This window comes from Streptomyces sp. NPDC041205 (assembly GCF_055591765.1).
Genome location: NZ_JBVIZH010000005.1, coordinates 261,357 through 283,983, shown reverse-complemented (window position 1 = coordinate 283,983; position 22,627 = coordinate 261,357). Strand labels below are relative to the sequence as shown.

The 22,627-nt window shown below is 72.0% G+C and carries 18 protein-coding genes; 8 read left to right on the top strand and 10 right to left on the bottom strand.

Annotated elements, in window-relative coordinates; translation table 11 throughout:
* Positions 1-122 precede the first annotated feature (122 nt).
* Entirely contained in the window at positions 123-1,640 is a 1,518-nt protein-coding gene (locus ACZ6BG_RS23780; RefSeq protein ID WP_469004653.1) for a CehA/McbA family metallohydrolase, read from the top strand.
* Here the strand turns inward: ACZ6BG_RS23780 and ACZ6BG_RS23775 are convergent.
* The gene (locus ACZ6BG_RS23775; protein WP_469004650.1) at positions 1,612-3,114 is read right to left on the bottom strand and encodes an MFS transporter; all 1,503 of its coding nucleotides are present in this window, start codon (positions 3,112-3,114) and stop codon (positions 1,612-1,614) included. The genes ACZ6BG_RS23780 and ACZ6BG_RS23775 overlap by 29 nt on opposite strands.
* A 156-nt stretch (positions 3,115-3,270) precedes the next feature.
* Between ACZ6BG_RS23775 and ACZ6BG_RS23770 the strand changes: the two genes are divergently transcribed.
* From ACZ6BG_RS23770 to ACZ6BG_RS23760, 3 genes are all read left to right on the top strand, one after another.
* A complete protein-coding gene (locus ACZ6BG_RS23770) occupies positions 3,271-3,600 on the top strand; it encodes an ArsR/SmtB family transcription factor (protein WP_469004648.1) in 330 nt (109 codons plus the stop codon).
* 134 nt (positions 3,601-3,734) lie between these two features.
* Positions 3,735-5,024 carry an MFS transporter gene (locus tag ACZ6BG_RS23765; protein ID WP_469005244.1) on the top strand — a complete coding sequence of 430 codons (1,290 nt, stop codon included), beginning with the start codon at positions 3,735-3,737 and terminating at the stop codon, positions 5,022-5,024.
* Positions 5,025-5,042: 18 nt separating this feature from the next.
* Positions 5,043-5,594, top strand: a complete 552-nt coding sequence (locus tag ACZ6BG_RS23760; protein ID WP_469004646.1) for a dihydrofolate reductase family protein — start codon at positions 5,043-5,045, stop codon at positions 5,592-5,594.
* A 24-nt stretch (positions 5,595-5,618) separates the two neighbouring features.
* Here the strand turns inward: ACZ6BG_RS23760 and ACZ6BG_RS23755 are convergent, their stop codons facing one another.
* The 8 genes from ACZ6BG_RS23755 to ACZ6BG_RS23720 form a co-directional block, all read right to left on the bottom strand.
* A complete protein-coding gene (locus tag ACZ6BG_RS23755) occupies positions 5,619-6,515 on the bottom strand; it encodes a hypothetical protein (protein ID WP_469004644.1) in 897 nt (298 codons plus the stop codon).
* Positions 6,516-6,618: 103 nt separating this feature from the next.
* Positions 6,619-7,266, bottom strand: coding sequence for an NADPH-dependent F420 reductase (locus ACZ6BG_RS23750; protein ID WP_469004641.1), 648 nt, complete (start codon positions 7,264-7,266; stop codon positions 6,619-6,621).
* A gap of 111 nt (positions 7,267-7,377) precedes the next feature.
* Positions 7,378-8,868 (bottom strand): aldehyde dehydrogenase family protein, encoded by a 1,491-nt coding sequence (locus tag ACZ6BG_RS23745; RefSeq protein ID WP_469004639.1) that lies wholly within the window; start codon positions 8,866-8,868, stop codon positions 7,378-7,380.
* 8 nt (positions 8,869-8,876) lie between these two features.
* Positions 8,877-10,610: an N-acyl-D-amino-acid deacylase family protein gene (locus ACZ6BG_RS23740; protein WP_469004636.1), complete on the bottom strand. Its 1,734-nt coding sequence runs from the start codon at positions 10,608-10,610 to the stop codon at positions 8,877-8,879.
* A gap of 133 nt (positions 10,611-10,743) precedes the next feature.
* Positions 10,744-11,865: an LLM class flavin-dependent oxidoreductase gene (locus ACZ6BG_RS23735; protein ID WP_469004634.1), complete on the bottom strand. Its 1,122-nt coding sequence runs from the start codon at positions 11,863-11,865 to the stop codon at positions 10,744-10,746.
* A 112-nt stretch (positions 11,866-11,977) separates the two neighbouring features.
* The gene (locus ACZ6BG_RS23730) at positions 11,978-12,766 is read right to left on the bottom strand and encodes an SDR family NAD(P)-dependent oxidoreductase (RefSeq protein ID WP_469004632.1); all 789 of its coding nucleotides are present in this window, start codon (positions 12,764-12,766) and stop codon (positions 11,978-11,980) included.
* Positions 12,767-12,802: 36 nt separating this feature from the next.
* Positions 12,803-13,708 carry an LLM class F420-dependent oxidoreductase gene (locus ACZ6BG_RS23725; protein ID WP_469005242.1) on the bottom strand — a complete coding sequence of 302 codons (906 nt, stop codon included), beginning with the start codon at positions 13,706-13,708 and terminating at the stop codon, positions 12,803-12,805.
* Between the two features lie 44 nt (positions 13,709-13,752).
* A complete protein-coding gene (locus ACZ6BG_RS23720; RefSeq protein WP_469004630.1) occupies positions 13,753-15,018 on the bottom strand; it encodes an amidohydrolase family protein in 1,266 nt (421 codons plus the stop codon).
* A 246-nt stretch (positions 15,019-15,264) separates the two neighbouring features.
* On the opposite strand from ACZ6BG_RS23720, the gene afsR reads away from it, so the two are divergent.
* The 3 genes from afsR to ACZ6BG_RS23705 all read left to right on the top strand — a co-directional run bounded on the left by afsR (position 15,265) and on the right by ACZ6BG_RS23705 (position 19,620).
* Positions 15,265-18,330, top strand: a complete 3,066-nt coding sequence (gene afsR, locus ACZ6BG_RS23715; RefSeq protein ID WP_469004627.1) for an SARP-family global regulator AfsR — start codon at positions 15,265-15,267, stop codon at positions 18,328-18,330.
* A gap of 216 nt (positions 18,331-18,546) precedes the next feature.
* The gene (locus tag ACZ6BG_RS23710; protein ID WP_469004624.1) at positions 18,547-18,741 is read left to right on the top strand and encodes a sigma-like protein; all 195 of its coding nucleotides are present in this window, start codon (positions 18,547-18,549) and stop codon (positions 18,739-18,741) included.
* 495 nt (positions 18,742-19,236) lie between these two features.
* Positions 19,237-19,620: a VOC family protein gene (locus tag ACZ6BG_RS23705; protein ID WP_469004622.1), complete on the top strand. Its 384-nt coding sequence runs from the start codon at positions 19,237-19,239 to the stop codon at positions 19,618-19,620.
* 40 nt (positions 19,621-19,660) lie between these two features.
* Here ACZ6BG_RS23705 and ACZ6BG_RS23700 read toward each other — a convergent pair whose 3' ends face one another.
* A complete protein-coding gene (locus tag ACZ6BG_RS23700; RefSeq protein WP_469004620.1) occupies positions 19,661-21,289 on the bottom strand; it encodes a FadD3 family acyl-CoA ligase in 1,629 nt (542 codons plus the stop codon).
* 112 nt (positions 21,290-21,401) lie between these two features.
* Here ACZ6BG_RS23700 and ACZ6BG_RS23695 point away from each other — a divergent pair, with 112 nt between their 5' ends.
* Entirely contained in the window at positions 21,402-22,553 is a 1,152-nt protein-coding gene (locus tag ACZ6BG_RS23695; RefSeq protein ID WP_469004618.1) for a lipid-transfer protein, read from the top strand.
* Positions 22,554-22,627: the final 74 nt, after the last annotated feature.

The following is a 22,627-nucleotide window of genomic DNA, read 5'->3' as shown; positions in this document are numbered from 1 at the left end:
AACCTCTTCCCTTACAAGGGAGTTCACGGCTCAATACCAGAGTTGCACGCACCACCCGCGCCACGCAGTCACCGTCGAGCACGCCTTGACGCCGTCGATGCCGAACTCTGGGGAGCCGCAGCATGTGCGAGGACGAAAGCCACCTGAACAGACGCGCGCTGCTCGTGACGGGGGCGGCCACCGCCCTTACGTTGGGCAGTGTGACCTTCGCCAGCAGCGCCGGCGCCGAGGAACGGCGGACCGGCAAGGAGACGAAGACGGTCAGGGGCACGTTGCCCACCGGATCGCCCGACTTCGTGTATCTGCCGGTCGAGATCCCGCGCGGGGTCCAGCAGATCCACGTCTCGTACAGCTATGAGAGGACGCCGGTGCCGCCCGGGACCGCCGGCAACGCCCTCGACATCGGGATCTTCGACGAGCGCGGCACGGACCTCGGCGGGAAGGGGTTCCGCGGCTGGTCGGGCGGGGCGCGCACCGAGTTCTTCATCCGGGGCGACGACGCGACGCCGGGGTACATCCCGGGGCCGGTGCGCGCCGGGACCTGGAACATCGCGCTCGGGCCCTACACCGTGGCCCCGCGGGGCCTGCCGTACGAGGTGACCATCACCCTCACGTACGGGGCGCCCGGGACCACGCCGAAGCCGAAGTATCCGCCGGAGCGGGCCAAGGGGCGCGGCCGGGCCTGGTACCGGGGCGACTGCCATCTGCACACCTGGTACTCCGACGGCCGCCGCACCCCCGCCGAGATCGGCGCCCTCGCCCGCGCCGCCGGGCTCGACTTCATCAACTCCTCCGACCACAACACCCAGTCCGCGCACGCCCACTGGTCCGAGGTCGCGGGCGACGACCTGCTCGTCCTGCTCGGCGAGGAGATCACCACCCGCAACGGCCACGTCCTGGCCCTCGGCACCGACCCCGGCACCTTCGTCGACTGGCGCTACCGCGCCCGCGACAACCGCTTCGGCCACTACGCCCGCCAGATCCGCCGCTCCGGCGGCCTCGTCGTGCCCGCCCACCCGCACGCCACCTGCGTCGGCTGCAACTGGAAGTTCGGCTTCGGCGAGGCCGACGCGGTGGAGGTGTGGAACGGCGCGTTCTCGCCGGAGGACGAGGTGGCGATCTCCGAGTGGGACAACGCGCTCGTCGCCGCCGCCCGCGGCGGCCGCCGCTGGACCCCGGCGATGGGCAACAGCGACGCCCACCGCGACCCCGACCCCGTCGGCCGCCCCCAGACCGTCGTCCTCGCCGACGACCTGACCCGCGAGGCCATCCAGGAGGGCATCCGCGCGGGCCGCTCCTACCTCACGGAGTCCAAGGCCATCGAGCTGACCTTCGGCGCGTCCGGCGGCAAGGGGAAGCACGCGGGCATCGGCGGGCGGCTGCGCGTCGACTCCGACGACCCGGTGACGGTACGGCTCGACGTGAAGGGCGTGCCGGGCTGCACCATCCGGTTCGTCACGGACCAGGGCGTGCTGTTCACCAGCCCGGTGATTCCCGAGTCGGGGGTGGGGTCCGCGGAGTGGCGGACCACCGCTTCGTACGCGGCGTACGTACGGGCCGAGGTGCGGGCGGCGGCGGTGACGCCACCGTTGCCGGGGCCGATGAAGGCGCTCACGAACCCGATTTTCCTGGGGCGTTGAGGGCGTCGACGGCCACGGGGGTGGCCCTGGGCGCGGAGTCCGCGTCCGCGTCCGGTGCCGCCCCCGCCTGACCGTCCACCGTGCGGGCGGCCCCCGAGCGCGGCAGGGCGAGGGCGAGGGCCAGGCCCGCCACCATGCCCGCCGCCGTCAGGAGCACCACGACGAAGCCGCCGTCCGCCGTCGCCGCCCGCAGTGCGGCGCCCGTCCTGCCCTCCGTACCGGTCTCGGCGACCACCGTGAACACCGCGAGCCCGATGGCGTTGCCGATGTTGAGGGCCGTGGACGCGATGCCGTTGGCGACGCCCTGTTCCCGCGCGGGCGTGCCGGTGGCGGCGGCGATCCACATGGCCGTCCAGACGACGCCCTGGCCGAGGCCGGACAGGACGAGCCCGGGCGCGAGCAGTCCGTACCCGGCGTCCGCGTCGAAGCCGAGCGCGAGCACGGCGGTCCCCGCGGCGCCGGAAGCGAAGCCCGCGAGGAGCGTGGCGCGGGTGCCGGCGCGGGTGGCGAGGCGCTCGCCGAGCTGGGTGCCCGCGGCGATGGCGACGGACGGGACGAGGAAAGCGAGGCCGGTCTCCAGGGCGCTGTAGCCGTGGACGCCCTGCAGCAGCACCGTCAGGAAGTACGGCAGCACGCCGAAGGTCGCCATGTAGACGAACGTGACGCTCGCGCCGATGGTGAGGCTGCGGTTGCGGAAGAGGCGGAAGGGCATCAGCGGGTCGGCGCTGCGGGCCTCGACGGCCACGAAGACGGCGCCGAGGACGGCCGCGAGGACGAGCGCGCCGGTCACCAGCGGGTCGCTCCAGCCCAGCTCGGGCCCCTCGACGAGCGCGAAGACCAGGAGCGTGGAGCCGCCGGTCACGCTGAGGGCGCCCGGCAGGTCGAAGCGGCGGGGCTCGGCGCGGGCCGGGTCGCGCGGGATCACGTACAGCGCGGCGAGGGCGACGAGTCCGGCGAGGGGGACGTTCACGTAGAACACGGCGGGCCAGCCGAAGCGTTCGGTGAGGACGCCGCCGAGCAGCGCGCCGAGGGTCAGGCCGCTGGCGCCGACGCCGCCCCACACGGCGAGCGCGCGGTTCCGCTTCGGCCCCTCCTCGAAGAGGGTGCCGATCAGCGACAGGGTGGCGGGCAGCAGCAGCGCGCCGCCGACGCCCTGCGCCGCGCGGGCCGCCACGATGACGCCCGCGCTGTTCGCGAGGCCGCCCGCGAGGGACGAGAGGCCGTACAGGACGAGGGCGAGCACGAACATCCGGCGCCGCCCCAGCAGATCGGCCGCGCGCCCGCCGAGCAGCAGGAAGCCGCCCGCGAGGACGACGTAGGCACTGACCACCAACTGCTGTGTCTGGCCCGGGAATCCGAGGTCGGAGCCGATTTCGGGGAGCGCGACGAAGACGATGTTCAGGTCGAGGGCGTAGATCAGCTGGGCGAGGGCGAGCAGAGCGAGGATCAGGCCTGGGCGGCGTTTGTCAGACACGGGGGTGCCCCTTCGGGATACTCGGAACGCTTCCGTACGACTGTACGAGTTCTTACGTACGATTGACCGTACGCATCCTTACGTACGATCGCCGCGCGCGGCAAGAGGAGGGCGGCAACAGTTCGTATGTCGCCGTACAGAGGTACCGTGGGCGGCATGAGCTACCGCCACCCCGAGCGGGACCAGATCCGGGTCGACGCCGTCCTGACCGCCCTCGGCAACCCGCTGCGGCTGTCGGTCGTCCGCCTCCTCGACGAGACCGGCGGCGACCACAACTGCACCAGCGTCCTCAACGCCCTCGGCGTCCCATCGAAATCGACGATGACCCACCACTGGCGGGTGCTGCGCGAGAGCGGCGTGATCCGCCAGGAGCCGTCCGGTCGGGAGAACCTGCTGTCGCTGCGGCGGGCGGACCTGGACGCGCGGTATCCGGGGTTGCTGGACGCGGTGCTCGCGGGAGTGCGGACGGATTCCGTCGCCGACTAATCCGGTTCCCTCGGCGTGGGGTGCGTGCCTACCATCGAGGCATGAGCCGACGACATTGATCCACGAGCGCCACCTCACGCGGCCGCCCGGCGGACCGCTCCCGCCTTGCGGCACGCCGCCGACTCGCGGCCACGCTGTACGGCTACTCCTTCCTGGACGACTGCGTCCTGCTCTACCCCGTGTACGCGCTGCTGTTCAGCGACGCGGACCTCTCCGTCGCGCAGATCTCGTCCCTCTTCGTCCTCTGGTCCCTGACCGGGATCCTCCTCGAAGTCCCCTCCGGCGCCCTCGCCGACGCGGTCTCGCGCCGCCTCCTCCTGTGGACCGGCCCCCTCCTCACCGCCACGGGCTTCGCCCTCTGGACCGTCTCCCCCTCCTACTGGGCGTTCGCGCTCGGTTTCGTGCTGTGGGGCGCGAAGGGCGCCTTCGGCTCCGGCGCCCTGGAGGCGCTGGTGTACGAGGAGTTGGCGCACCTGGGTGCGGCGGACCGCTATGCCCAGGTCATGGGCCGGGCACGGGCAGCCGCCCTCCTGGGCGTGATGACGGCGACGGCCCTGGCGGGCCCGGCACTGGCGGCGGGCGGGTACGGCCTGGTGGGCGCGGTGAGCGTGGTGGCGTGCGTGCTGACGGCGGGCGTGGCTCGGGGGTTTCCGGAGCGTCGGGGGGCGGAGGGCGGGTTCGGGGGTGAGGGTGGGCCCGGGGGCGAGCCCGAGGTCGGGGGCGGGCGCGGCGCGGAGGACGGGCCTGAGGTCGAAGGCAGGGGCGGCGCCGAAGGCGATCCCGACGGTGCGGGCTGGTGGGGCGCCCTGCGGGCGGGCGTCGCCGAGGTCGGGGGCGACCGGGCGGTGCGCGGGGCCCTGCTGCTCGTGCCGGTGGTGACGGCGGTGTGGGGCGCGCTGGACGAGTACACGCCCCTGCTGGTGCGGGAGGCCGGGGCGGGCGACGCGGAGGTGCCGTGGTGGCTGCTCCTGGTCTGGGTGGGGGCAACGGCGGGCAGCCTGCTGGCGGGGGCGGTACGGGGCGTGGGCGCGGCGGGCTTCGCGGGGCTCCTGGCGGGGGCGGGCCTGGCCCTGGCGGCGGGCGCGGCACTCCCGGCGCGGGGCCTCCCCCTCCCCGCGGGCATCACCCTCGTCGCCCTGGCCTTCTGCGGCTTCCAACTGGCCACGGTCCTGGCCGACGCCCGCCTCCAGGACAGCGTCCGGGGCCCGAGCCGGGCGACCGTGACGTCCCTGGCGGGCGCGGCGACGGAGCTGGCGACGGTGGCGGTGTACGCGGCCTACGGCTTCCTGGCCCCACAGGCCTCACACGGCGTGACGTTCGCGGTGTTCGCGGCACCGTACGCACTGGCGGCGCTGGCGATGGCGATGAGTAGTGGCCGCCGCAGCAGTCACAACAGACAACAACGCCAACGCAAGCGCCACTAGTCCTACCGGAGGCCACCCATGCGCGACTTGATCATCACCCAGAACATCACGCTGGACGGCGTCATCGACGCGACGGACGGCTGGTTCGCCCCGGCGGACGACAGCGTGGACCAGTCGGACCTGAACGAGGCCCTCCTTGAGCAGGCGGCGCGGGCGGACGGCTTCCTGGTGGGCAGGGTGACCTTCGAGGACATGCGCGGCTACTGGCCGCAGCGGACGAACGACACGACAGGCGTGACGGACTACCTCAACAAGGTCCAGAAGTACGTGGTGTCGACGACGCTCCAGGACCCCCAGTGGGCCAACACCACAGTGCTCTCAGGCAACTTGAAGGAGAACATCACAGCCCTCAAGTCCCAGCCGGGCAAGGACATCGTCACCACCGGCAGCATCCGCCTGACCCACGCCCTGATCGAGTCCGCCCTGGTCGACGAGTTCCGCCTCTTCGTCCACCCGGTCGTCCTGGGCCACGGCGCCCGCCTCTTCGACCGCCACAAGACAGACCTCCACCTGGTGGAAACCCGCCGCTTCGTCTCGGGCGTGGCCCTGCTGCGCTACCGCGTGGCGTGACCCACCCCGAAGCGCCGAGGGCGGTCACTCCTCCGCGAACAACTCCTCAGCGGAAGCCACCGTCAACGACCGATCGAACCAGACGCCGAGGGTGTCCAGATCGTCACACTCCACGACCTGCTCCCGTACCCGCTCGGGCACCTCGATGCCACGCCGGTCGAGAACTCGCAACACGGCTTCGGCGCGCTCTGCCACACGCCCCTCGGTGCGCCCTTCGGCGCGCCCTTCGGTGCGCAACCGCTCAGACGTCTCCGACCGGAAAAAGGAAAGCTCGACGGTCACCAGTTCCCTCCAAGTCTTGAGGGCCGGGCTGTTGGCCAGGCCCTGTTCGGTGAGTTCGGAGAAGATCTCCGCGTTTTCCCTGTCGATCGTCTTCAAGGCAGCGACCAGCGTCTTCAGTATGGCATCGGCGTTCGCGTCCTTACTATGCGTAATCGCAGACAGCGTGGCGAGGGGAATGTCCGCGGCCGCGGCCCGCACATCGGTGATCACCGGGACGTTGTGCGGGCCGAGGACCAGCGGTCGGATCGTGAGCATGGGCCAGTGGGCCGGACCGACGCTGAAGGGGCCCGCGGCCCAGACCGCCGTGGACTTGTCCTGGCAGGTGATGAGCAGCACCGTCGGCAGGTGGTACTTCGCGTGCAGATACGAGGTGTAGTAGGCCCAGCTCGCCGGTTTTCCGGAGTCGCGTCTGCCATGCGACTCCACCGCCAGGAGAAAGCTGCCCTGGTGCTCGGTGTCGAACCGGAGCAGCGTGTCCACCCTGCGCTCGAGCGGCGCCGTCTCCGTCAGGTCGGTGGGCATGAGAGCCACCGACACCGGTTCCGGGAACGGCAGATCGAGTGCGCGGATGGCGCGGCCGAAGACATCGGGTTCCTTCTGGAAGATCCGGTGCATCGCTTCGTGGGATGAACTCACCATGTGCGGAACGCTAGGGAGGGCACGGCAATTGCCGCCGGGATATTGACCCCCATCACCCGATCGTGCGTACGAGGGCGCAGGCGCGCCCCGAAGGTGCCGTGGCTCACTCCGCCTTCGGCAGCACCACCCGCACATTGAAGCCGTACGTCCCCTGGGACACGGCGATGCCCATGAAGAGGTGGGCGAAGTGTTCCTGACCGCGGGCCGTTTCTATGGAGCCGAGGTCCAGGTGGGTGGAGGGGGGCCAGCCGAGGTCGGTGAGGAGGGTGGCTGTCCGGGCTTTCGCGGTGGGGTCGTTGCCGGAGAGGAAGACGGTGCTGGGGCCTTCGAGGGTGTCGGGGGACGTCATGACGACGGAGTCCATCGTGCTGAGGGTCTTGACCACCCGGGCCTCGGGGAACGTCGATTGGATCTCCTCGCCCAGGGAGACCGTGGGGTGGGAGAGGGCCGTGCCGTGCGGCGGCTCCTCGGTGAAGCCGACCGCTATGTCCACGAGGAGTTTGCCCGAGAGGGCCCCGGCGCCCGCCGTGCGCAGAGTCGCTATCGACTCCGCTCCCGGGGTCACGTTCACGACGGCCTCGCCGTGCTCCGCCGCCTCCGCGATCCCGACGACCGGCACGCCCAGCTCCTTCGCCAGGTCCTCCTTGGCCCCGGGGTCGCGGGAGCCGAGCACGACGTCGTGGCCGACCGCCGCCCAGGCCTTGGCGAGGGCGCGGCCGACGTTGCCTGTTCCGATGAGTGCTATTCGCATGGTGGGGACGGTAGTTGGGGCAGCGTGGAGGGCGTATCGGTCGAGGGGACCAAGGGGTGGGCGCCCTCGGGACTAGGGCTGAAGGTCCCGGGGGGGGCGTGCGGCCCGCTGTCACCCCGCCCACACCACCGCCTGCGTCTCGCTGTACGCGCGCAGGGCGTACGCCCCGCAGTCGCGCCCCACCCCGCTCTGCTTGAAGCCGCCGAAGGGGGCCTCCATGTTGCGGCCGATGGTGTTCACGCCGACGCCGCCCGCGCGCAGTCGGGCCGCGACGCGGAAGGCGCGGGCCGTGTCGGCGGACCAGACGTAGTCGATCAGGCCGTAGTCGCTGTCGTCGGCGAGGGCGACGGCCGTGTCCTCGGCGTTCTCGCGGGTGCCGTCGAAGGGCACGACCACGACGACGGGACCGAAGATCTCCTCTCGGACCACCCGCATCTCGGGCGCGCAGTCGGCCAGGAGCGCGGGGGCGACGTAGAAGCCCTTGTCGAGGCCGGGCCCGGGGCGCTCGCCGCCGACCACGACCCGCGCGCCCTCTTTGCGCCCCAACTCCACGTAGGACTCGACGCGTTCGCGGTGCGCGGCGGAGATGAGCGGCCCGACGACCGTGTCCCGGTCGCGCGGGTCACCCACCTTCAGATGGCTCGCGTACCGGACGAGCCGCTCCAACAGCGGCTCGTACACGGATCGTTGGACGAGGACCCGAGTCGGCGCCGTGCAGATCTGTCCGCTGTAGAACGAGAACGTCGTGCCGATGCCCGCGGCCGCCGCGTCCAGGTCGGCGTCGTCGAAGACGATCGCCGCGCCCTTCCCGCCCAACTCCATGAGCTGGCGTTTCATGCCGCGCCCGCACACCTCGCCGATGCGCTGCCCGATCGCCGTGGAGCCGGTGAAGCTCACCATGTCGACGTCCGGGGAGTCGACGGCCGCCTCGCCCACGTCGACGGAGGCGCCGGAGACGACGTTCACGACGCCGGCAGGTGCACCCGCCTCCGCCAGGGCCGCCGCCAACCGGTAGACGGACAGGGGGTCTTGGGGCGCGGGCTTCACCACCACCGTGTTGCCCATCGCCAGGGCCGGGGCGACCTTGCCCGCCGGGTTCGCCCAGGGGTTGTTGTAGGAGGTGATACAGGTGACGACGCCGACGGGGCGGCGGACGGCGACGGCACCGAGGGCCGCCGCCCTGCCCAGCGGGCCCGCCTCGTTGACCTGGGGCGGGATGCCGGTCTCGACGGGTTCGAGGGCGCCGCGCGCGTACCGCCGGAAGCGGGCCACGGCCACCGCCACCTGCATGCCGCGCGCGGTCGCCGTGGTCGCCCCGGTCTCCGCGCGGGCCAGCTCCGTGTGCCCGGCGAAGTCGCGTTGCAGCAGGTCGGCGGTCCGATCGAGGACGGCGGCACGCTCCTGCGGCGGCGTACGCGACCACGTCCCGAAGGCCTCCCGCGCCGCCGCGGCGGCCTGCCACACCTGGGCGCGGCTCGCCTCGGGAGCGAGGCCGACGACGTCCTCGGTCGCCGGGTCGATCACTTCGTAGTGCCCGCCGTCCGGCTCGACCCACTCGCCGCCGACGAAGAGCCGCTGCGAACCCCCGGCCGGCCCCGCCACGCCCCCGCTCACCTGGTGCTCACCGTCCTGGTGTCGCGCCCGGACCGCAGCACCGTCCCCGGCACCGCCCCGGTCACCACGTCGTCGCGGATCACCTCGACGCCGTTGACCCACACGGCGTTCACGCCGATCGCCTTGGAGTCCAGGCGGGGGCTGTCGCCGGGCAGGTCGTGCACGAGGGTGGCCTTGCCCGCGTCGATCCGCTCGGGGTCGAAGAGGACGAGGTCGGCGTGGAAGCCCTCGGCGACCCGGCCGCGCTCGCGCAGGCCGAAGAGCCGGGCCGGGTCGTCGGTGAGCATCTTCACCGCCTGCTCAAGGCCGACCAGCTTCCGGCCGCGCAGACAGTCCCCGAGGAAGCGGGTGGTGTACGGGGCGCCGCACATGCGGTCCAGATGGGCGCCCGCGTCGGAGCCGCCGAGCATGACGTCCTCGTGGGCCCAGGTCTCGGCGCGCAGGGCCCAGGAGTCCGGGTCGTTGTCGGTCGGCATGGGCCAAAGGACGGTGCGCAGCTCGTCGTTGGCGCAGATCTCGACGAGGCAGTGGAAGGGCTCCTGGCCGCGTTCGGCGGCGATGTCCCCGACGACGCGGCCGGTCAGGCCCTCGTTCGCGGCGGAGTAGGTGTCGCCGATGACGTACCGGTCGAAGCGGGCGAGCCGCCGGAACACCCCGGCCTCCTTGCTGCCCGCGCGCCGCAGCATCTCCGCCCGGACGTCCGGGTCGCGGAGCCGCGCGATCCGTTCTGGCACGGGCAGGCCGAGGACGTCGCCCCAGCCGGGTATGAGGTTGAGCGCGCAGAAGGTGCCGAGGGACATGTTCATGGGCGTGAGGATCGGCATGGTGAGGGCGACGACGCGGCCCCCGGCCTTGCGGGCGCGCTCGCTGGGGATCAGCTGGCGCGGGACGCGCTCGGGCACGGCGGCGTCGATGGTGAGGACGTTCCAGTTCAGGGGGCGGCCCGCCGCCGCGCTCATCTCCACGAACAGGTCGATCTCGGCGTCGTCGAACTGGTCGAGGCACCCGGCGACGATCGCCTCCAACTGCGTGCCCTCGTGCTCGGCGACCGCCCGCGACAGGGCGAGCAGCTCGTCGGGCCCGGCGTGCCGGGAGGCCACCGGCTGCCCGTCCCCGTCGGAGTGCGTGGACGACTGCGTGGTGGAGAGCCCCCAGGCTCCTGCTTCCATCGCCTCGTGGAACAGGGCGAGCATCCGCTCCAGCTGCTCGGCCGACGGCTGCCCGCCGACCGCGTCCGCCCCCATCACGTACCGCCGCAGCGCGCAGTGCCCCACCATGAACCCCGCGTTGACGGCGATCCGCCCTTCCAGCGCGTCCAGATACTCCCCGAACGAGTGCCACGACCAGGGCGCGCCCTCCTCAAGGGCCACCAGGGACATCCCCTCGACCTTGGACATCATCCGCCGCGTGTAGTCGGCGTCCTCGGGCCGGTCCGGGTGCAGCGGCGCCAGCGTGAACCCGCAGTTCCCGCCCGCGACGGTCGTCACCCCGTGGTTCAGGGACGGCGTCGCGTACGGGTCCCAGAAGAGCTGCGCGTCGTAGTGGGTGTGCGGATCGACGAACCCGGGAGCGAGGACCAGGCCGCGGGCCTCCTCCTGGGTACGGGCCTCCTCCGTGACGGAGGGCGCGACGACGGCGACGCGCCCGTCCCTGATCCCCACGTCGGCGACGCGGGCGGCGGCCCCCGTCCCGTCGACGAGGGTCACACCCTTGATGAGGTGGTCAAGCATGACGAGAGGTCCTCCCGAAGTATCAGCCCGTCCGGCGTTTGAGGACGAGGCGCGAAGCGCCGATCGGCGGGGGTCCAGGGGGCGGCAGCCCCCGGTTTCGGAGAAGGGGCGGGCCTGGGGCGCCCCGCGAGGCCTAGGCCCCAGCACCCCGCATCCGAGTGGTCCGGTGCACCGGATCGGTGTCGATCTTCGGAATGACGTGCTCCCCGATCAACCGGATCGTGTTCTTCGTGTCCTCGGGCGAAATCCCGATGGGCAGCCCGAACGACAACTGGTCGGCCCCGGCCTGCTCCCACCGCTTGCACTGCCGGGTCACCTCGTCCGGATCCCCGCAGATCATCAGCTCCTCGGCGATGAGCAGCTCGATGATCTCCTCGGTGTAGTCGGGCAGCACCTCGGGCCACTCGGGAATCCCCTCGGGCCGGGGGAAGGTGTCGTGGTACCGGAACACCAGCGACTGCAGGTAGTTGAGCCCGCCGTTCACGGCGATCCGGACGGCCTTCTCATGCGTCTCGGCGCAGATCGCGGTCGACGTCACCATCACGTTGTCGTTGACGAAGTCCCCGACGGGCTCGGCGTCCCGGATCGCGGTCTTGTACTGCTCGAGGACCCACTCCATGTCGGAGACCTTCTGCACGCTGAAGCCGAGGACCCCGAGCCCCTTCTTCGCGGCCATGGCGTACGAGGACGGCGACCCGGCGGCGTACCACATGGCCGGGTGCGAGGCGCCGTACGGCTTGGGGAAGACCTTGCGCGGCGGCAGTTGCCAGTGCTTGCCCTGGAACCCCTCGTACTCCTCCTGGAGCCACATCTTGGGGAACTCCGCGATGGTCTCCTCCCAGATCTCCTTGGTGTGGTTCATGTCGGTGATGCCCGGCAGGAAGCCGAGGATCTCGTGCGACCCGGCGCCGCGCCCGCTGCCGAACTCGAAGCGCCCTTCCGACAGGTGGTCGAGCATGGCGACCTTCTCGGCGACCTTGACCGGGTGGTTGACCTGGGCCAGGGGGTTGAAGATCCCCGAGCCGAGGTGGATGCGCTCCGTGGCGTGCGCGAGATAGCCGAGGAAGACGTCGCTGGCGGAGAGGTGCGAGTACTCCTCCAGGAAGTGGTGCTCGGACGCCCAGGCGTACTTGAAGCCCGACTTGTCCGCCTCGATGACGTACTCGGTCTCCTCCATCAGCGCCTTGTGCTCGGCGAGGGGGTCGGTCTCGGCCCGCTTGCCCACGTATCCCTGTACAAAGAGCCCGAATTCCAAGGCGGTTCACCGTCCTCGTGAGTTTCTGACGTACCGTCAGATTTGCTGGTCCGACTGTTCCACCGCACCCTGGGAGCGTCAAGACCCGCACCCGCCCCCGGCTGACTGCCCGTCAGAGAACGCTGACCCCGGCGAGCCAGCCGCCGTCGATCACGAACGGCTGGCCTGTGATGTACGCCGAGTCCTCCGCCGCCGTGAGGAACAGCGCGAGCCGCGCCACCTCCTCCGCCCTGCCCACCCGGCCGAGCGGCACGAGCTTGCGGTACAGCGCGTCCAGGCCGCGCGAGGCCTTCGCCACGTCCGCCTCCGGGTCGAGCTGTGCCGGATTGCTCATGGCGGTGTCGATGGCGCCGGGGCAGATCGCGTTGACGCGGATGTGCCGCTCGGCCAGTTCCAGGGCGGCGACCCGGGTGAGGCCGATGATGGCGTGCTTGGTCGCGCTGTACGCGCCGATGTACGCCATGCCCGTCATCCCCGCGTACGAGGCGGTGTTCACGATCGAGCCGCCGCCCGCCGCCGCGATCTCGGGCGCGGTCGTCTTGATGCCGAGGAAGACACCGGTCTGGTTGACCCGGACGATCCGCTCGAACTCCTCCAGAGGGGTGTTCACCAGCTCGTTGAAGCGCAGGATGCCCGCGTTGTTCACCAGCCCGTCGACCGCGCCGAAGGCCTCCTTCGTGGCGCTGACGGCGGCCGCCCAGTCCGCCTCCTCGCCGACGTCCAGGTGGACGTACCGGGCGCTGTCGTGCCCCAGCTCCTTCGCCAGCGCCTCCCCCTGCTCGTCCAGCACGTCGCCGACGACCACCCGCGCGCCCTCGGCGACGAACAGCCGCGCCTCCTGCTCGCCCTGCCCGCGCGCGCCACCGGTGACGATGACGACGCGCCCGTCCAGCTTGCCCATGCCGGCCTCCTGGTCCGGTTCGGTGAAAGGAACGCCCTAGTCGAGGTGGGGCGCGACCTCGGCGCCGAACGCCGCCATCTGGTCGGTGAGTTCGGCGCGGCCGCGGCTGCGGAACCGCACCTGGATCTGGTGCACGCCCATCTCCCCGTACGCGCGCAGCGACTCCGCGAGGGCGTCGGGCTTCCCGCTGAGCGCCCGCCGCCCCACCGGCCAGGTGGGCTCGCCCACGTACAGCGGCTCGGTGATGGCCCCGATGGTGACGGGCGCCTCGATGCCCGCCTCGGCCCGCAGCCGCCGCAGCCTGGCGATCTGCCCGGGCAGCCGGTCGCGCGGGTCGCCCTGCGGCAGCCAGCCGTCGCCGCGCGTCGCGGCCCGGCGGACGGCGGCGGGCGAGGAGCCGCCGACCCAGATCGGCACCCGCTCCTGGGCGGGCCGGGGCCGCTGCCCGAGGCCCTCGAAGGCGAATCGCTCGCCGTGGTGCTCGGGGAACTCCTCGGGCCCGAGCGCGGCCCGCAGCGCGTCCACGGTCTCGTCGAGCAGCGGGCCGCGCCCCGCGAAGTCGGCCCCGAGGACGTCGAACTCCTCCGCCACGTGCCCGGCGCCGACGCCGAGGATCAGCCGGCCGCCGCTGAGGTGGTCGAGCGTGGCGTACTGCTTGGCGCCGAGCAGCGGGTGGCGCAGGCCGACGATCGCGACATGGCTCAGCAGGCGGACGCGTGCGGTGACCCCGGCCAGGAAGGAGAGGGTGGCCACCGGGTCGTACCAGATGGTGCCCATCGCGTCCGCGAGCCGCCGCGGGATCGCCACGTGGTCGCAGACGGCGAGGTACGCGAAGCCCGTGCGGTCAGCCGTGCGGGCGATCTCGACCAGGTCGTCGGGGCCCGCGTCGGCCTCCCACGGCTCGGCGAACAGCGCGCTCTGGGACTGCACCGGAAGCTGCATCCCGTACGCGAGCCGCCCGGCGGGGAACGGCTCGGCCACGGCGCTCAGGCCCCCGGTCCCGGCCACAGGCCGTCCTTCGTCAGGCCGAGGAGGTCGATGGCGTTGCCGCGGACGATCCGGTCGACCACATCCGGCGCCAGGTGCCCCATCTGTTCCTCGCCGACTTGGCGGGATGTGGGCCAGGTGGAGTCGGAGTGGGGGTAGTCGGTCTCGTACAGGACGTTGCCGGCGCCGATCGCGTCGAGGTTGCGCAGGCCGAAGGCGTCGTCGAAGAAGCAGCCGAAGACGTGGTCGGCGAAGAGCTCCGACGGCGGGCGGTGCACCTTGTCGGCGACGCCGCCCCAGCCGCGGTTCTCCTCCCAGACGACGTCGGCGCGCTCCAGGATGTAGGGGATCCAGCCGATCTGCCCCTCGGCGTACATCACGCGCACGTTGGGGAAGCGCTCGAACTTGCCGCTCATCAGCCAGTCGACCATCGAGAAGCAGCAGTTCGCGAACGTGATCGTGGAGCCGACGGCGGGTGGTGCATCGGCGGAGGTCGACGGCATCTTGCTGGACGAGCCGATGTGCATCGCCACCACCGTGCCCGTCTCGTCGCAGGCGGCGAGGAACGGGTCCCAGTAGTCCGTGTGGATCGACGGAAGCCCGAGATGTGGCGGGATTTCCGAAAAGGCGACGGCCCGCACCCCGCGCGCCGCGTTGCGCCGTACCTCGGCGGCGGCCAGTTCGGCGTCCCAGAGGGGTATGAGGGTGAGCGGTATCAGCCGACCTTGCGCGGCGGGGCCGCACCACTCGTCCACCATCCAGTCGTTGTACGCCCGCACGGAGAGAAGCCCCAGGTCACGGTCCGGTGCCTCGGTGAACGTCTGGCCGCAGAAGCGCGGGAAGGTGGGGAAGCACAGGGCGGACTGGACGTGGTTGACGTCCATGTCGGCGAGCCGGTCGGGGACGCTGAACGAGCCGCGCCGCATCTGCTCGTACGTGATCACTTCCAGCTTGATCTCGTCGCGGTCGTAGCCGACGGCCGTGTCGAGCCGGGTCAGCGGGCGGTGCAGTTCCTCGTACACCCACCAGTCCCCTATGGGGCCATCATCCCCTTTCTCCCCCATCACAGGGGCGAACTTACCGCCCAAAAAGGTCATTTCTTTGAGCGGGGCACGGACGATGCGCGGACCTCGGTCCTGGTACTTCGCCGGGAGGCGGTCCCGCCAGACGTGCGGCGGCTCCACCGTGTGGTCGTCCACCGAGATGATCCTCGGGAACGGCGGCTCGGCGGGGGCGGCCTCCTGAGTGCTCTCCATGGTCTCCATGGGGCTCACGGTAGCGCGCATCTGACGATCCGTCAGTTGTCCGGATTCAGTCACTGGTGCGGGAACCCTGTGAGAGCCGTCTCCCACGGCTGACGCATCCGCTCCGGACAAGGCAAACTGTGCACCGCAGTAAGCCGCACGGGCAGGGCAGGTCCGAGGCGGGCACAAACCAGGCACAGCCGGGCACAGTTGGGCGTATTTGAGAAGACTTCAGCAACTGCGTACGGCAGGGCAGCAGGGGGAGCGATGGACGGACTACCGCGAGTGCCGGAGCAGCGGCGTTCGGCGGCGGAAAGCGACCCTGGGACCACGACGCGGGCGTCGCGAGCTGTGGACGAGGAGGCGCGGGGCGCGCCCGTGAGCGGGCACGAGCCGGACCGGGCCGCGGCCCCGGACGGGCCCGGCGCCGCCGACGCGCGGCCCGCCGCCCGCTTCAGCGTGCTCGGGCCCGTGCGCGCCTGGCTCGGCGAGGAGCCCCTGCCCACCGGCTCCCCCCAGCAGCGCGCCCTGCTCGCGGCCCTGCTCCTGCGCGACGGCCGCACCGCCACCGCCTCCGAACTGATCGACGCCATCTGGGGCGAGGACCCGCCGTCACAGGCGCTCGCCGCCATCCGTACGTACGCCTCGCGGCTGCGCAAGGTCCTCCCGGCCGGCGCCCTCGTCAGCGAGTCCGGCGGCTATGCCGTACGGGCCGCCGACGGCGTGCTCGACCTCGCCGAGGCGGAGCAGCTGTGGGCCGCGGCCGAGCGGGCGCGCGGGCTCGGTGACCTGCACCAGGCCCGTTCCCTGGTCAAGAAGGCCCTGTCCCTGTGGGACGGCGAGCCCCTCGCCAACGTCCCCGGGCCCTACGCGGACGCCCAGCGCACCCGCCTGGAGGAGTGGCGCCTCCAGCTCCTTGAAGCCCGCCTCGACATGGACCTGGAACAGGGGCGGCACGCCGAGTCCGTCTCCGAGCTGACCGCCCTCACCGCCGCGCACCCCCTGCGGGAGCGCCTGCGCGAACTCCTGATGCTCGCCCTCTACCGCTCCGGCCGCCAGGCCGAGGCCCTCGCCGTCTACGCCGACACCCGCCGCCTCCTCGCCGACGAACTCGGCGTCGACCCACGCCCCGGCCTCCAAGAACTCCAGCAGCGCATCCTCCAGGCCGACCCCGCCCTCGCCGAGCCCTCCGCCCCCGCGGCGGAACCCTCGGCGGGCGTCGTCCGCCCGGCCCAGCTGCCCGCCACCGTCCAGGACTTCACCGGCCGCGTCTCCTTCGTCAAGGAACTCAGCGACATCCTGTCCACGGCCGAGGGGCGCGTGATGGCCGTGTCGGCGCTCGCGGGCATCGGGGGGGTGGGCAAGACGACGCTTGCGGTGCATGTGGCGCACGCGGCGCGCGCCCGCTTCCCGGACGGGCAGCTCTATGTCGACCTCCAGGGCGCGGGGCCCCGCGTCGCCGAGCCCGAGACGGTGCTCGGTGCCTTCCTGCGCGCCCTCGGTACGCCGGACTCGGCGATTCCGGATTCTCTGGAGGAGCGGGCGGCGCTGTTCCGCTCCGTCCTCGACGGCCGCCGCGTCTTCGTCCTCCTCGACAACGCGCGCGACGCCGCCCAGGTCCGGCCCCTGCTGCCCGGCACGGAGGGCTGCGCCGCGCTCGTCACATCCCGCACCCGGATGGTGGACCTGGCCGGGGCCCACCTCGTCGACCTGGACGTCATGTCCCCCGACGAGGCCCTGCAGCTGTTCACGAAGATCGTCGGCGAGGAGCGGGTGGCGTCCGAGCGCGAGGCCGCGCTCGACGTGGTCGCCGCGTGCGGCTTCCTGCCCCTCGCGATCCGCATCGCGGCGTCCCGCCTCGCGGCGCGGCGTACGTGGACCGTGTCGACGCTCGCCGCCAAGCTGGCCGACGAGCGCCGCCGCCTCGACGAGCTCCAGGTGGGGGACCTGGCCGTGGCCGCGACCTTCGAGCTCGGCTACGGCCAGCTGGAGCCGGCCCAGTCCCGCGCCTTCCGCCTCCTCGGCCTCGCCGACGGCCCCGACATATCCCTCGCGGCCGCCGCCGCGGTCCTCGACCTGCCCCCGGAGGACACCGAGGACCTCCTGGAGTCCCTGGTCGACACCTCCCTCCTGGAGTCAGCGGCCCCCGGCCGCTACCGCTACCACGACCTCGTACGCCTCTACGCCCGCGCCTGCGCCAAGCGCGACGAACTCCCGCCGAGCGAGCGGGACGCCGCGCTCTCGCGGTTGCTGGACTTCTACCTGGCCACGGCGGCCGAGGTGTTCTCCATCGGCCGCCCCGGCGACCGCCTGGTGAACCACCTGGAGCCCACCCGCTACGCGGGCCTGGCGTTCGACGACAGGGACGACGCGCTGAACTGGCTCTACACCGAGGCGAACTGCCTGCTGGCCTGCGTGCAGCAGGCCGCGTCCGGTCCGACCCTCCGCCAGGCGATCGACCTGCTGTGGGCCGCACAGGACCTCGGCGAGTCCGGCGCGAACTCCAAGCAGTACGAGGCGGCGGCCATCGCCGCCCGGGCAGCCGCGCAACAAGCCGCCGACACGCGCGCGGAGGCCCGCGCGCGGACGACGCTCACCAACGTCCACCTGGTCGCGGGCCGGTACAACGAAGCCGACGAAGAGGCCCGGGTGGCCACCGCCCTCGCGCAGACCGCGGACGATCCCGTGCCCGTCTACTGGGCGATGAACGACCGCGGCATCATCGCCGTCAACCAGGGGCGCTACGCGGCGGCCGAGGAGTTCCTCCTCAAGGCCATGGAAGGGTCGCAGGCGGACGGGAACCACCCCGGCCAGGCGAGCGCCATGTGCAACCTGTCCCGCATGCACCTGTTCATGGGCAACACCGCGCGCGCCATCGAGCTGGCCCAGCAGGGCGTCGACATCTACAAGACCATCGGCCACGCCCTGCGCCTGCCCAACGCCGAGTACGGTCTGGGCATGGCCTACACACAGGCGGGCCGCCACAGCGAAGCGCTGGAGCAGTTGGACGGGTCGCTGCACAGGTTCCGGGTGAACCGGCAGCGGCTCTGGGAAGGTACGGCTCACTTCCGCATCGCCCAGGCCCACTTGGCGGCCGACCGGCCGACTCTGGCCGCTCAGCACGCGGAGCAGGCCCTCGCCATCGGCTTCATCGGCGGTGACCGCATCCGGGCCCAGGTCCTGACCACTCTGGGACGAGCCCTGGACCGCCTCGGCCAGAACGACCGCGCGCGAGCCTGCTGGCGTGACGCGCTCAACCTGCACGAGCAGTGCGGCACCAGCGACGCGGACGAGGTCCGCCGCCTGCTCGCGCCGCCCCTGTCTGCGGCCTGAACAGCCGCTCCAGCGGCTCCGCAGGGGCGTTCATCGATTGTTTATGCCAACCAGGCATGCTTATCTCAGTCGATCCGTCGCGTCGGGGGGCAGACGGGTCGCCGGAGGACCGTCGATATCGTTGGCGGCCCCGGAACGCCCGTTCGGCGGTCCTCGGGGGAGTTGCCGAGCGGGCGTTTCCCCGACGGCTCGTCGTCACAACTGGGGGAGACTGCCATGAGCAACATCGAGAAGAAGATAGTGAAGCCCAAGATCGCGTCCAAGGGGGACCACCACAGCCCGGCACCGCCGCCGGTCGACGGTGACATCACGACGCAGGGCGACCACCACAGCCCCACGCCGCCGAAGGACGGCGGCATCACGACCAAGGGTGACCACCACAGCCCCGCGCCGCCTTCAGGCGGAAACTGATGCTTACATCCTGACGGGGGTTCGGCCGCGGCGGCGCGGAGGGGGAGCCGCCGCGGCCGAAGCATATTCAGGACAGTCGGCCACAGCGTCAACTCGCCAAAGTTTAGCGGCATTTGTTCGAACATGCTGCGGTATGTACGACTAGAGTTGATTGTTGAAAGTCGGTCCCCTCCAAGGAGTTGGAATGACTCGCACGCGAAGAATCCTCGTCACTCTGGCCGTCATGGCCGCGGCTTCAGCCGCAGCGACCGCTCCGGCGCTCGCCGACCATCACGCTCCCGCCCCTCCGGGGGACGGAGAGGTGACGGTCAGCCCGCTGGGCGATCACCACGCACCGGCGCCGCCCGTCAACGGGCACGCCCTGACAGCTCCGCAGCACTGATCACCCGGGGCCGAGCCGCCGCTCGGCCCCGGCCTGTCGTCCGGGCGGGAAACGGTCGGCGGCCCCGTGGAATTCGGTGGACCCGCCCCACCCCCCTGCCCGATAGTGCGCCCATGACCACTCTTGTGCGCCACATCACCTTCGACTGCTCCGACGCCTACCAGCTCGGGTCCTTCTGGGCCCAGGTCCTGGAGGGCTCGCTCGCCGACGACGACTTTCCGGGGGACCCGGAGGCGCTGGTGAGCACGCCGGGCGGACCGGCGCTGCTGTTCGTCACCGTCCCGGACAAGAAGACCGCGAAGAACCGCGTGCACTTCGACCTTCAGCCGCAGGACCGCACGCGAGACGAGGAGGTCGAGCGGGTCATCGCGCTCGGCGCGACCCTCGTGGCCGACCACCGGCAGCCGGACGGACGCGGCTGGGTGACCCTCGCCGACATCGAGGGCAACGAGTTCTGCGTGGAGCGCAGCGCGGGAGAGCGCGCCGCCACGGCGTGAGGGCGTGACGGCGGCGCTCAGGGACGCAGAGCCGGGCCGCTCAGGACAGCCTGCGCAGCTCCCCCTTCAGCACCTTCCCGCTCGCGTTCCGCGGCAGCTCCGGTACGAATTCCACCTCGCGCGGCACCTTGTAGTTGGCCATCTCGCGCCGCGACCAGGCGATCACGTCGTGCGCGGTGAGGGTCGAGCCGGGGCGCCGCACCACGTACGCCTTGCCGACCTCGCCGAGGCGCGCGTCGGGGATGCCGATGACGGCGGCGTCGGCGACTTCCGGGTGGGTGCCGAGGAGCTGTTCGATCTCGGCGGGGTAGGCGTTGAAGCCGCCGACGATGAACATGTCCTTGATCCGGTCGGTGATGCGCAGGTTGCCCGCCGCGTCCAGGACGCCGACGTCGCCGGTGCGCAGCCAGCCGTCGGGGGTGCGTACCTTGCGGGTCTCGGCGGGATCCTCGAAGTAGCCGCTCATGACGTTGTGGCCGCGGACGAGGACTTCGCCGGGGGTGTCGGGGGGCAGCGGGTCACCTGCGGGCGACACCACCTTCACCTCCGTGTCCGGGATCGCCCGGCCCGACGTGGACGCGATGACCTCCGCCGGGTCGCCGCGGCGGCACATGGTGACGATGCCGCTCGCCTCGGAGAGGCCGTACGCGGTCAGGACGGTGGCGATGCGCAGCTCCGCGCGGAGGCGTTCGACGAGGCGCAGGGGGACCACCGCCGCGCCGGTCACGACGAGGCGCAGGGCGGAGAGGTCGTGGGCGTCCCGGGCCGGGTGGTCGAGGAGGGACTGGTGGAGGGTGGGCGGTCCGGGCAGGACGGAGATGCGTTCGGCGGCGATGTTCGCGAGGACGGTGTCTACGTTGAAGACCGGCTGGGGGACCATCGTGGCGCCGCGCATCAGACAGGCGATGATCCCGGCCTTGTAGCCGAAGGTGTGGAAGAACGGGTTCACGATCAGATAGCGGTCGCCTTCGCGGAGGCCTGCCAGGTCGCTCCAGATCGCGTAGCAGCGCAGGGTCTGGGCGTGGGTGATGACGGCGCCCTTGGGGCGCCCTGTGGTGCCCGAGGTGAAGACGATGTCAGAGGGGCGGTCTCCGGTGACGGCGTCGGCGCGGGCGCGTACGGCCTCGCGCGTGATCCGGTCGCCGCTCGCGAGGAAGTCCTTCCAGGTGCGGAAGTCCTCGGGGGCGTCGTCGGCGAGGACGACGACCTGCTCCAGGTGCGGAAGCCCGGGCAGCGGCCCCGCGCCGCCCGCCGCCGCCCCGCCCCCGAACTCCGGCGGCTCCCCCGCCGCCCGCCGCAGCGACGCCACGTACGAGGTCCCCAGGAACGTACCGGTGACGAAGAGCAGCTTGGCCCGGGAGCGGGCGAGGACGTAGGCCGCCTCGGTTCCCTTGAAGCGGGTGTTGAGGGGGACGAGGACGGCGCCCGCGCCGACCGCGCCGAGGGCGGAGACGATCCAGTCGAGGGTGTTGGGAGCCCACACGGCGACGCGGTCGCCGGGTTCGACGCCGGCGGCCACGCAGGCGGCACTGGCCCGTTCGATCCGGTCGCCGAGTTCGCGGTACGTCACCCGGGTGCGGCCCTCGACGACCGCCTCCCGGTCCGCGTACCGCTCGGCCGCCGCCCGGACCAGGCCCGGCACGCTGCCCCACTCCAGGTCGCCGCGCATGGCCGCCCCTCCCGCCGTCGCCCACTAGCTGACTATCCGTCAGATTAGCGGTAGCCTGACGCGCTGTCAGCAGCGAGGGCTCGCCCACGACGCGCGCGGAGGTGTGCAAGCCATGGCCTCACTCAAGGACGCCACAGCGATAGCCGGCATCGGACAGACCCCCTTCGCCAGACAACTCCCCGAGAGCGAGAAGGCGTTGGCCTGCCGGGCCGTCATCGCCGCGCTCGACGACGCGGGGATAGCGCCGTCCGAGGTCGACGCGTTCGCCTCGTACACGATGGAGGAGACCGACGAGGTCGAGGTCGCCAAGGCGATCGGCGCGGGCGACGTCACGTTCTTCAGCAAGGTCGGGTACGGGGGCGGCGGTTCCTGCGCGACCGTCGCGCACCTGGCGTCCGCCATCGCCACCGGGCAGGCGAGCGTCGGCGTCGCCTGGCGCTCGCGCAAACGCGGCAGCGGGCCCCGGCCGTGGCGGAACACCACCGCCCAACTCCCCACCCCCGCCCAGTGGACGCGCCCCTTCGGCCTGCTCCGCCCCGCCGACGAGATCGCCATGCTGACCCGCCGCTATCTGCACGAGTACGGCGCGACCCGCGACCACCTCTTCAACGTCGCCCTCGCCTGCCGCAACCGCGCCAACCAGAACCCGGCCGCGATGATGTACGAACGCCCGCTGACCCGGGACATGTATATGACCTCGCGCTGGATCAGCGAGCCGCTCTGCCTCTTCGACAACTGCCTTGAGACCGACGGCGCGTTGGCCTGCGTCATCGTCTCGGCCGAGCGGGCCCGCGACTGCCGCCGCAAGCCGGTCTACGTCCACTCCGCCGCCCAGGGCCTGCCCGCCCAGCACCACGGCATGGTCAACTACTGGAACGACGACCCCCTTTCCGGCCCCGCCTGGACGGCCGCCCGACAGCTCTGGAAGCAGGCCGACTTCGGCCCCCACGACGTCGACGTCGCCCAGATCTACGACGCGTTCACCCCTCTCATCCCGCTCTCCCTGGAGGGCTACGGCTTCTGCGACCGGGGCGAGGGCGGCGCGTTCACGGAGGGCGGCGCCCTGGAGATCGGCGGCCGCCTCCCCCTCAACACGAGCGGCGGCGGCCTCAGCGAGGCCTACGTCCACGGCTTCAACCTCATCACCGAGGGCGTGAAGCAACTGCGGGGCACGAGCACGGCCCAGGTCCCGGACGCGACGACGTGCCTGGTCACGGCGGGCGAGGGAGTCCCGACATCGGCATTGCTGCTGCGAGCCTCGTAAGGGAGCGTGAGGGAGCACCCGACGGCCTGCGGAGGCGGACCCGCCCAGGGGCGCGGGGAACTGCGCGACCAGCC

Coding starts and splice junctions, on each gene's coding strand:
- ACZ6BG_RS23780 (WP_469004653.1), top strand. CDS start 123: ATGTGCGAGGACGAAAGCCACCTGAACAGACGCGCGCTGCTCGTGACG.
- ACZ6BG_RS23770 (WP_469004648.1), top strand. CDS start 3,271: ATGAGCTACCGCCACCCCGAGCGGGACCAGATCCGGGTCGACGCCGTC.
- ACZ6BG_RS23760 (WP_469004646.1), top strand. CDS start 5,043: ATGCGCGACTTGATCATCACCCAGAACATCACGCTGGACGGCGTCATC.
- ACZ6BG_RS23755 (WP_469004644.1), bottom strand. CDS start 6,515: ATGGTGAGTTCATCCCACGAAGCGATGCACCGGATCTTCCAGAAGGAA.
- ACZ6BG_RS23750 (WP_469004641.1), bottom strand. CDS start 7,266: ATGCGAATAGCACTCATCGGAACAGGCAACGTCGGCCGCGCCCTCGCC.
- ACZ6BG_RS23740 (WP_469004636.1), bottom strand. CDS start 10,610: ATGCTTGACCACCTCATCAAGGGTGTGACCCTCGTCGACGGGACGGGG.
- ACZ6BG_RS23730 (WP_469004632.1), bottom strand. CDS start 12,766: ATGGGCAAGCTGGACGGGCGCGTCGTCATCGTCACCGGTGGCGCGCGC.
- ACZ6BG_RS23725 (WP_469005242.1), bottom strand. CDS start 13,708: ATGCAGCTTCCGGTGCAGTCCCAGAGCGCGCTGTTCGCCGAGCCGTGG.
- ACZ6BG_RS23720 (WP_469004630.1), bottom strand. CDS start 15,018: ATGGAGACCATGGAGAGCACTCAGGAGGCCGCCCCCGCCGAGCCGCCG.
- afsR (WP_469004627.1), top strand. CDS start 15,265: ATGGACGGACTACCGCGAGTGCCGGAGCAGCGGCGTTCGGCGGCGGAA.
- ACZ6BG_RS23710 (WP_469004624.1), top strand. CDS start 18,547: ATGAGCAACATCGAGAAGAAGATAGTGAAGCCCAAGATCGCGTCCAAG.
- ACZ6BG_RS23705 (WP_469004622.1), top strand. CDS start 19,237: ATGACCACTCTTGTGCGCCACATCACCTTCGACTGCTCCGACGCCTAC.
- ACZ6BG_RS23700 (WP_469004620.1), bottom strand. CDS start 21,289: ATGCGCGGCGACCTGGAGTGGGGCAGCGTGCCGGGCCTGGTCCGGGCG.
- ACZ6BG_RS23695 (WP_469004618.1), top strand. CDS start 21,402: ATGGCCTCACTCAAGGACGCCACAGCGATAGCCGGCATCGGACAGACC.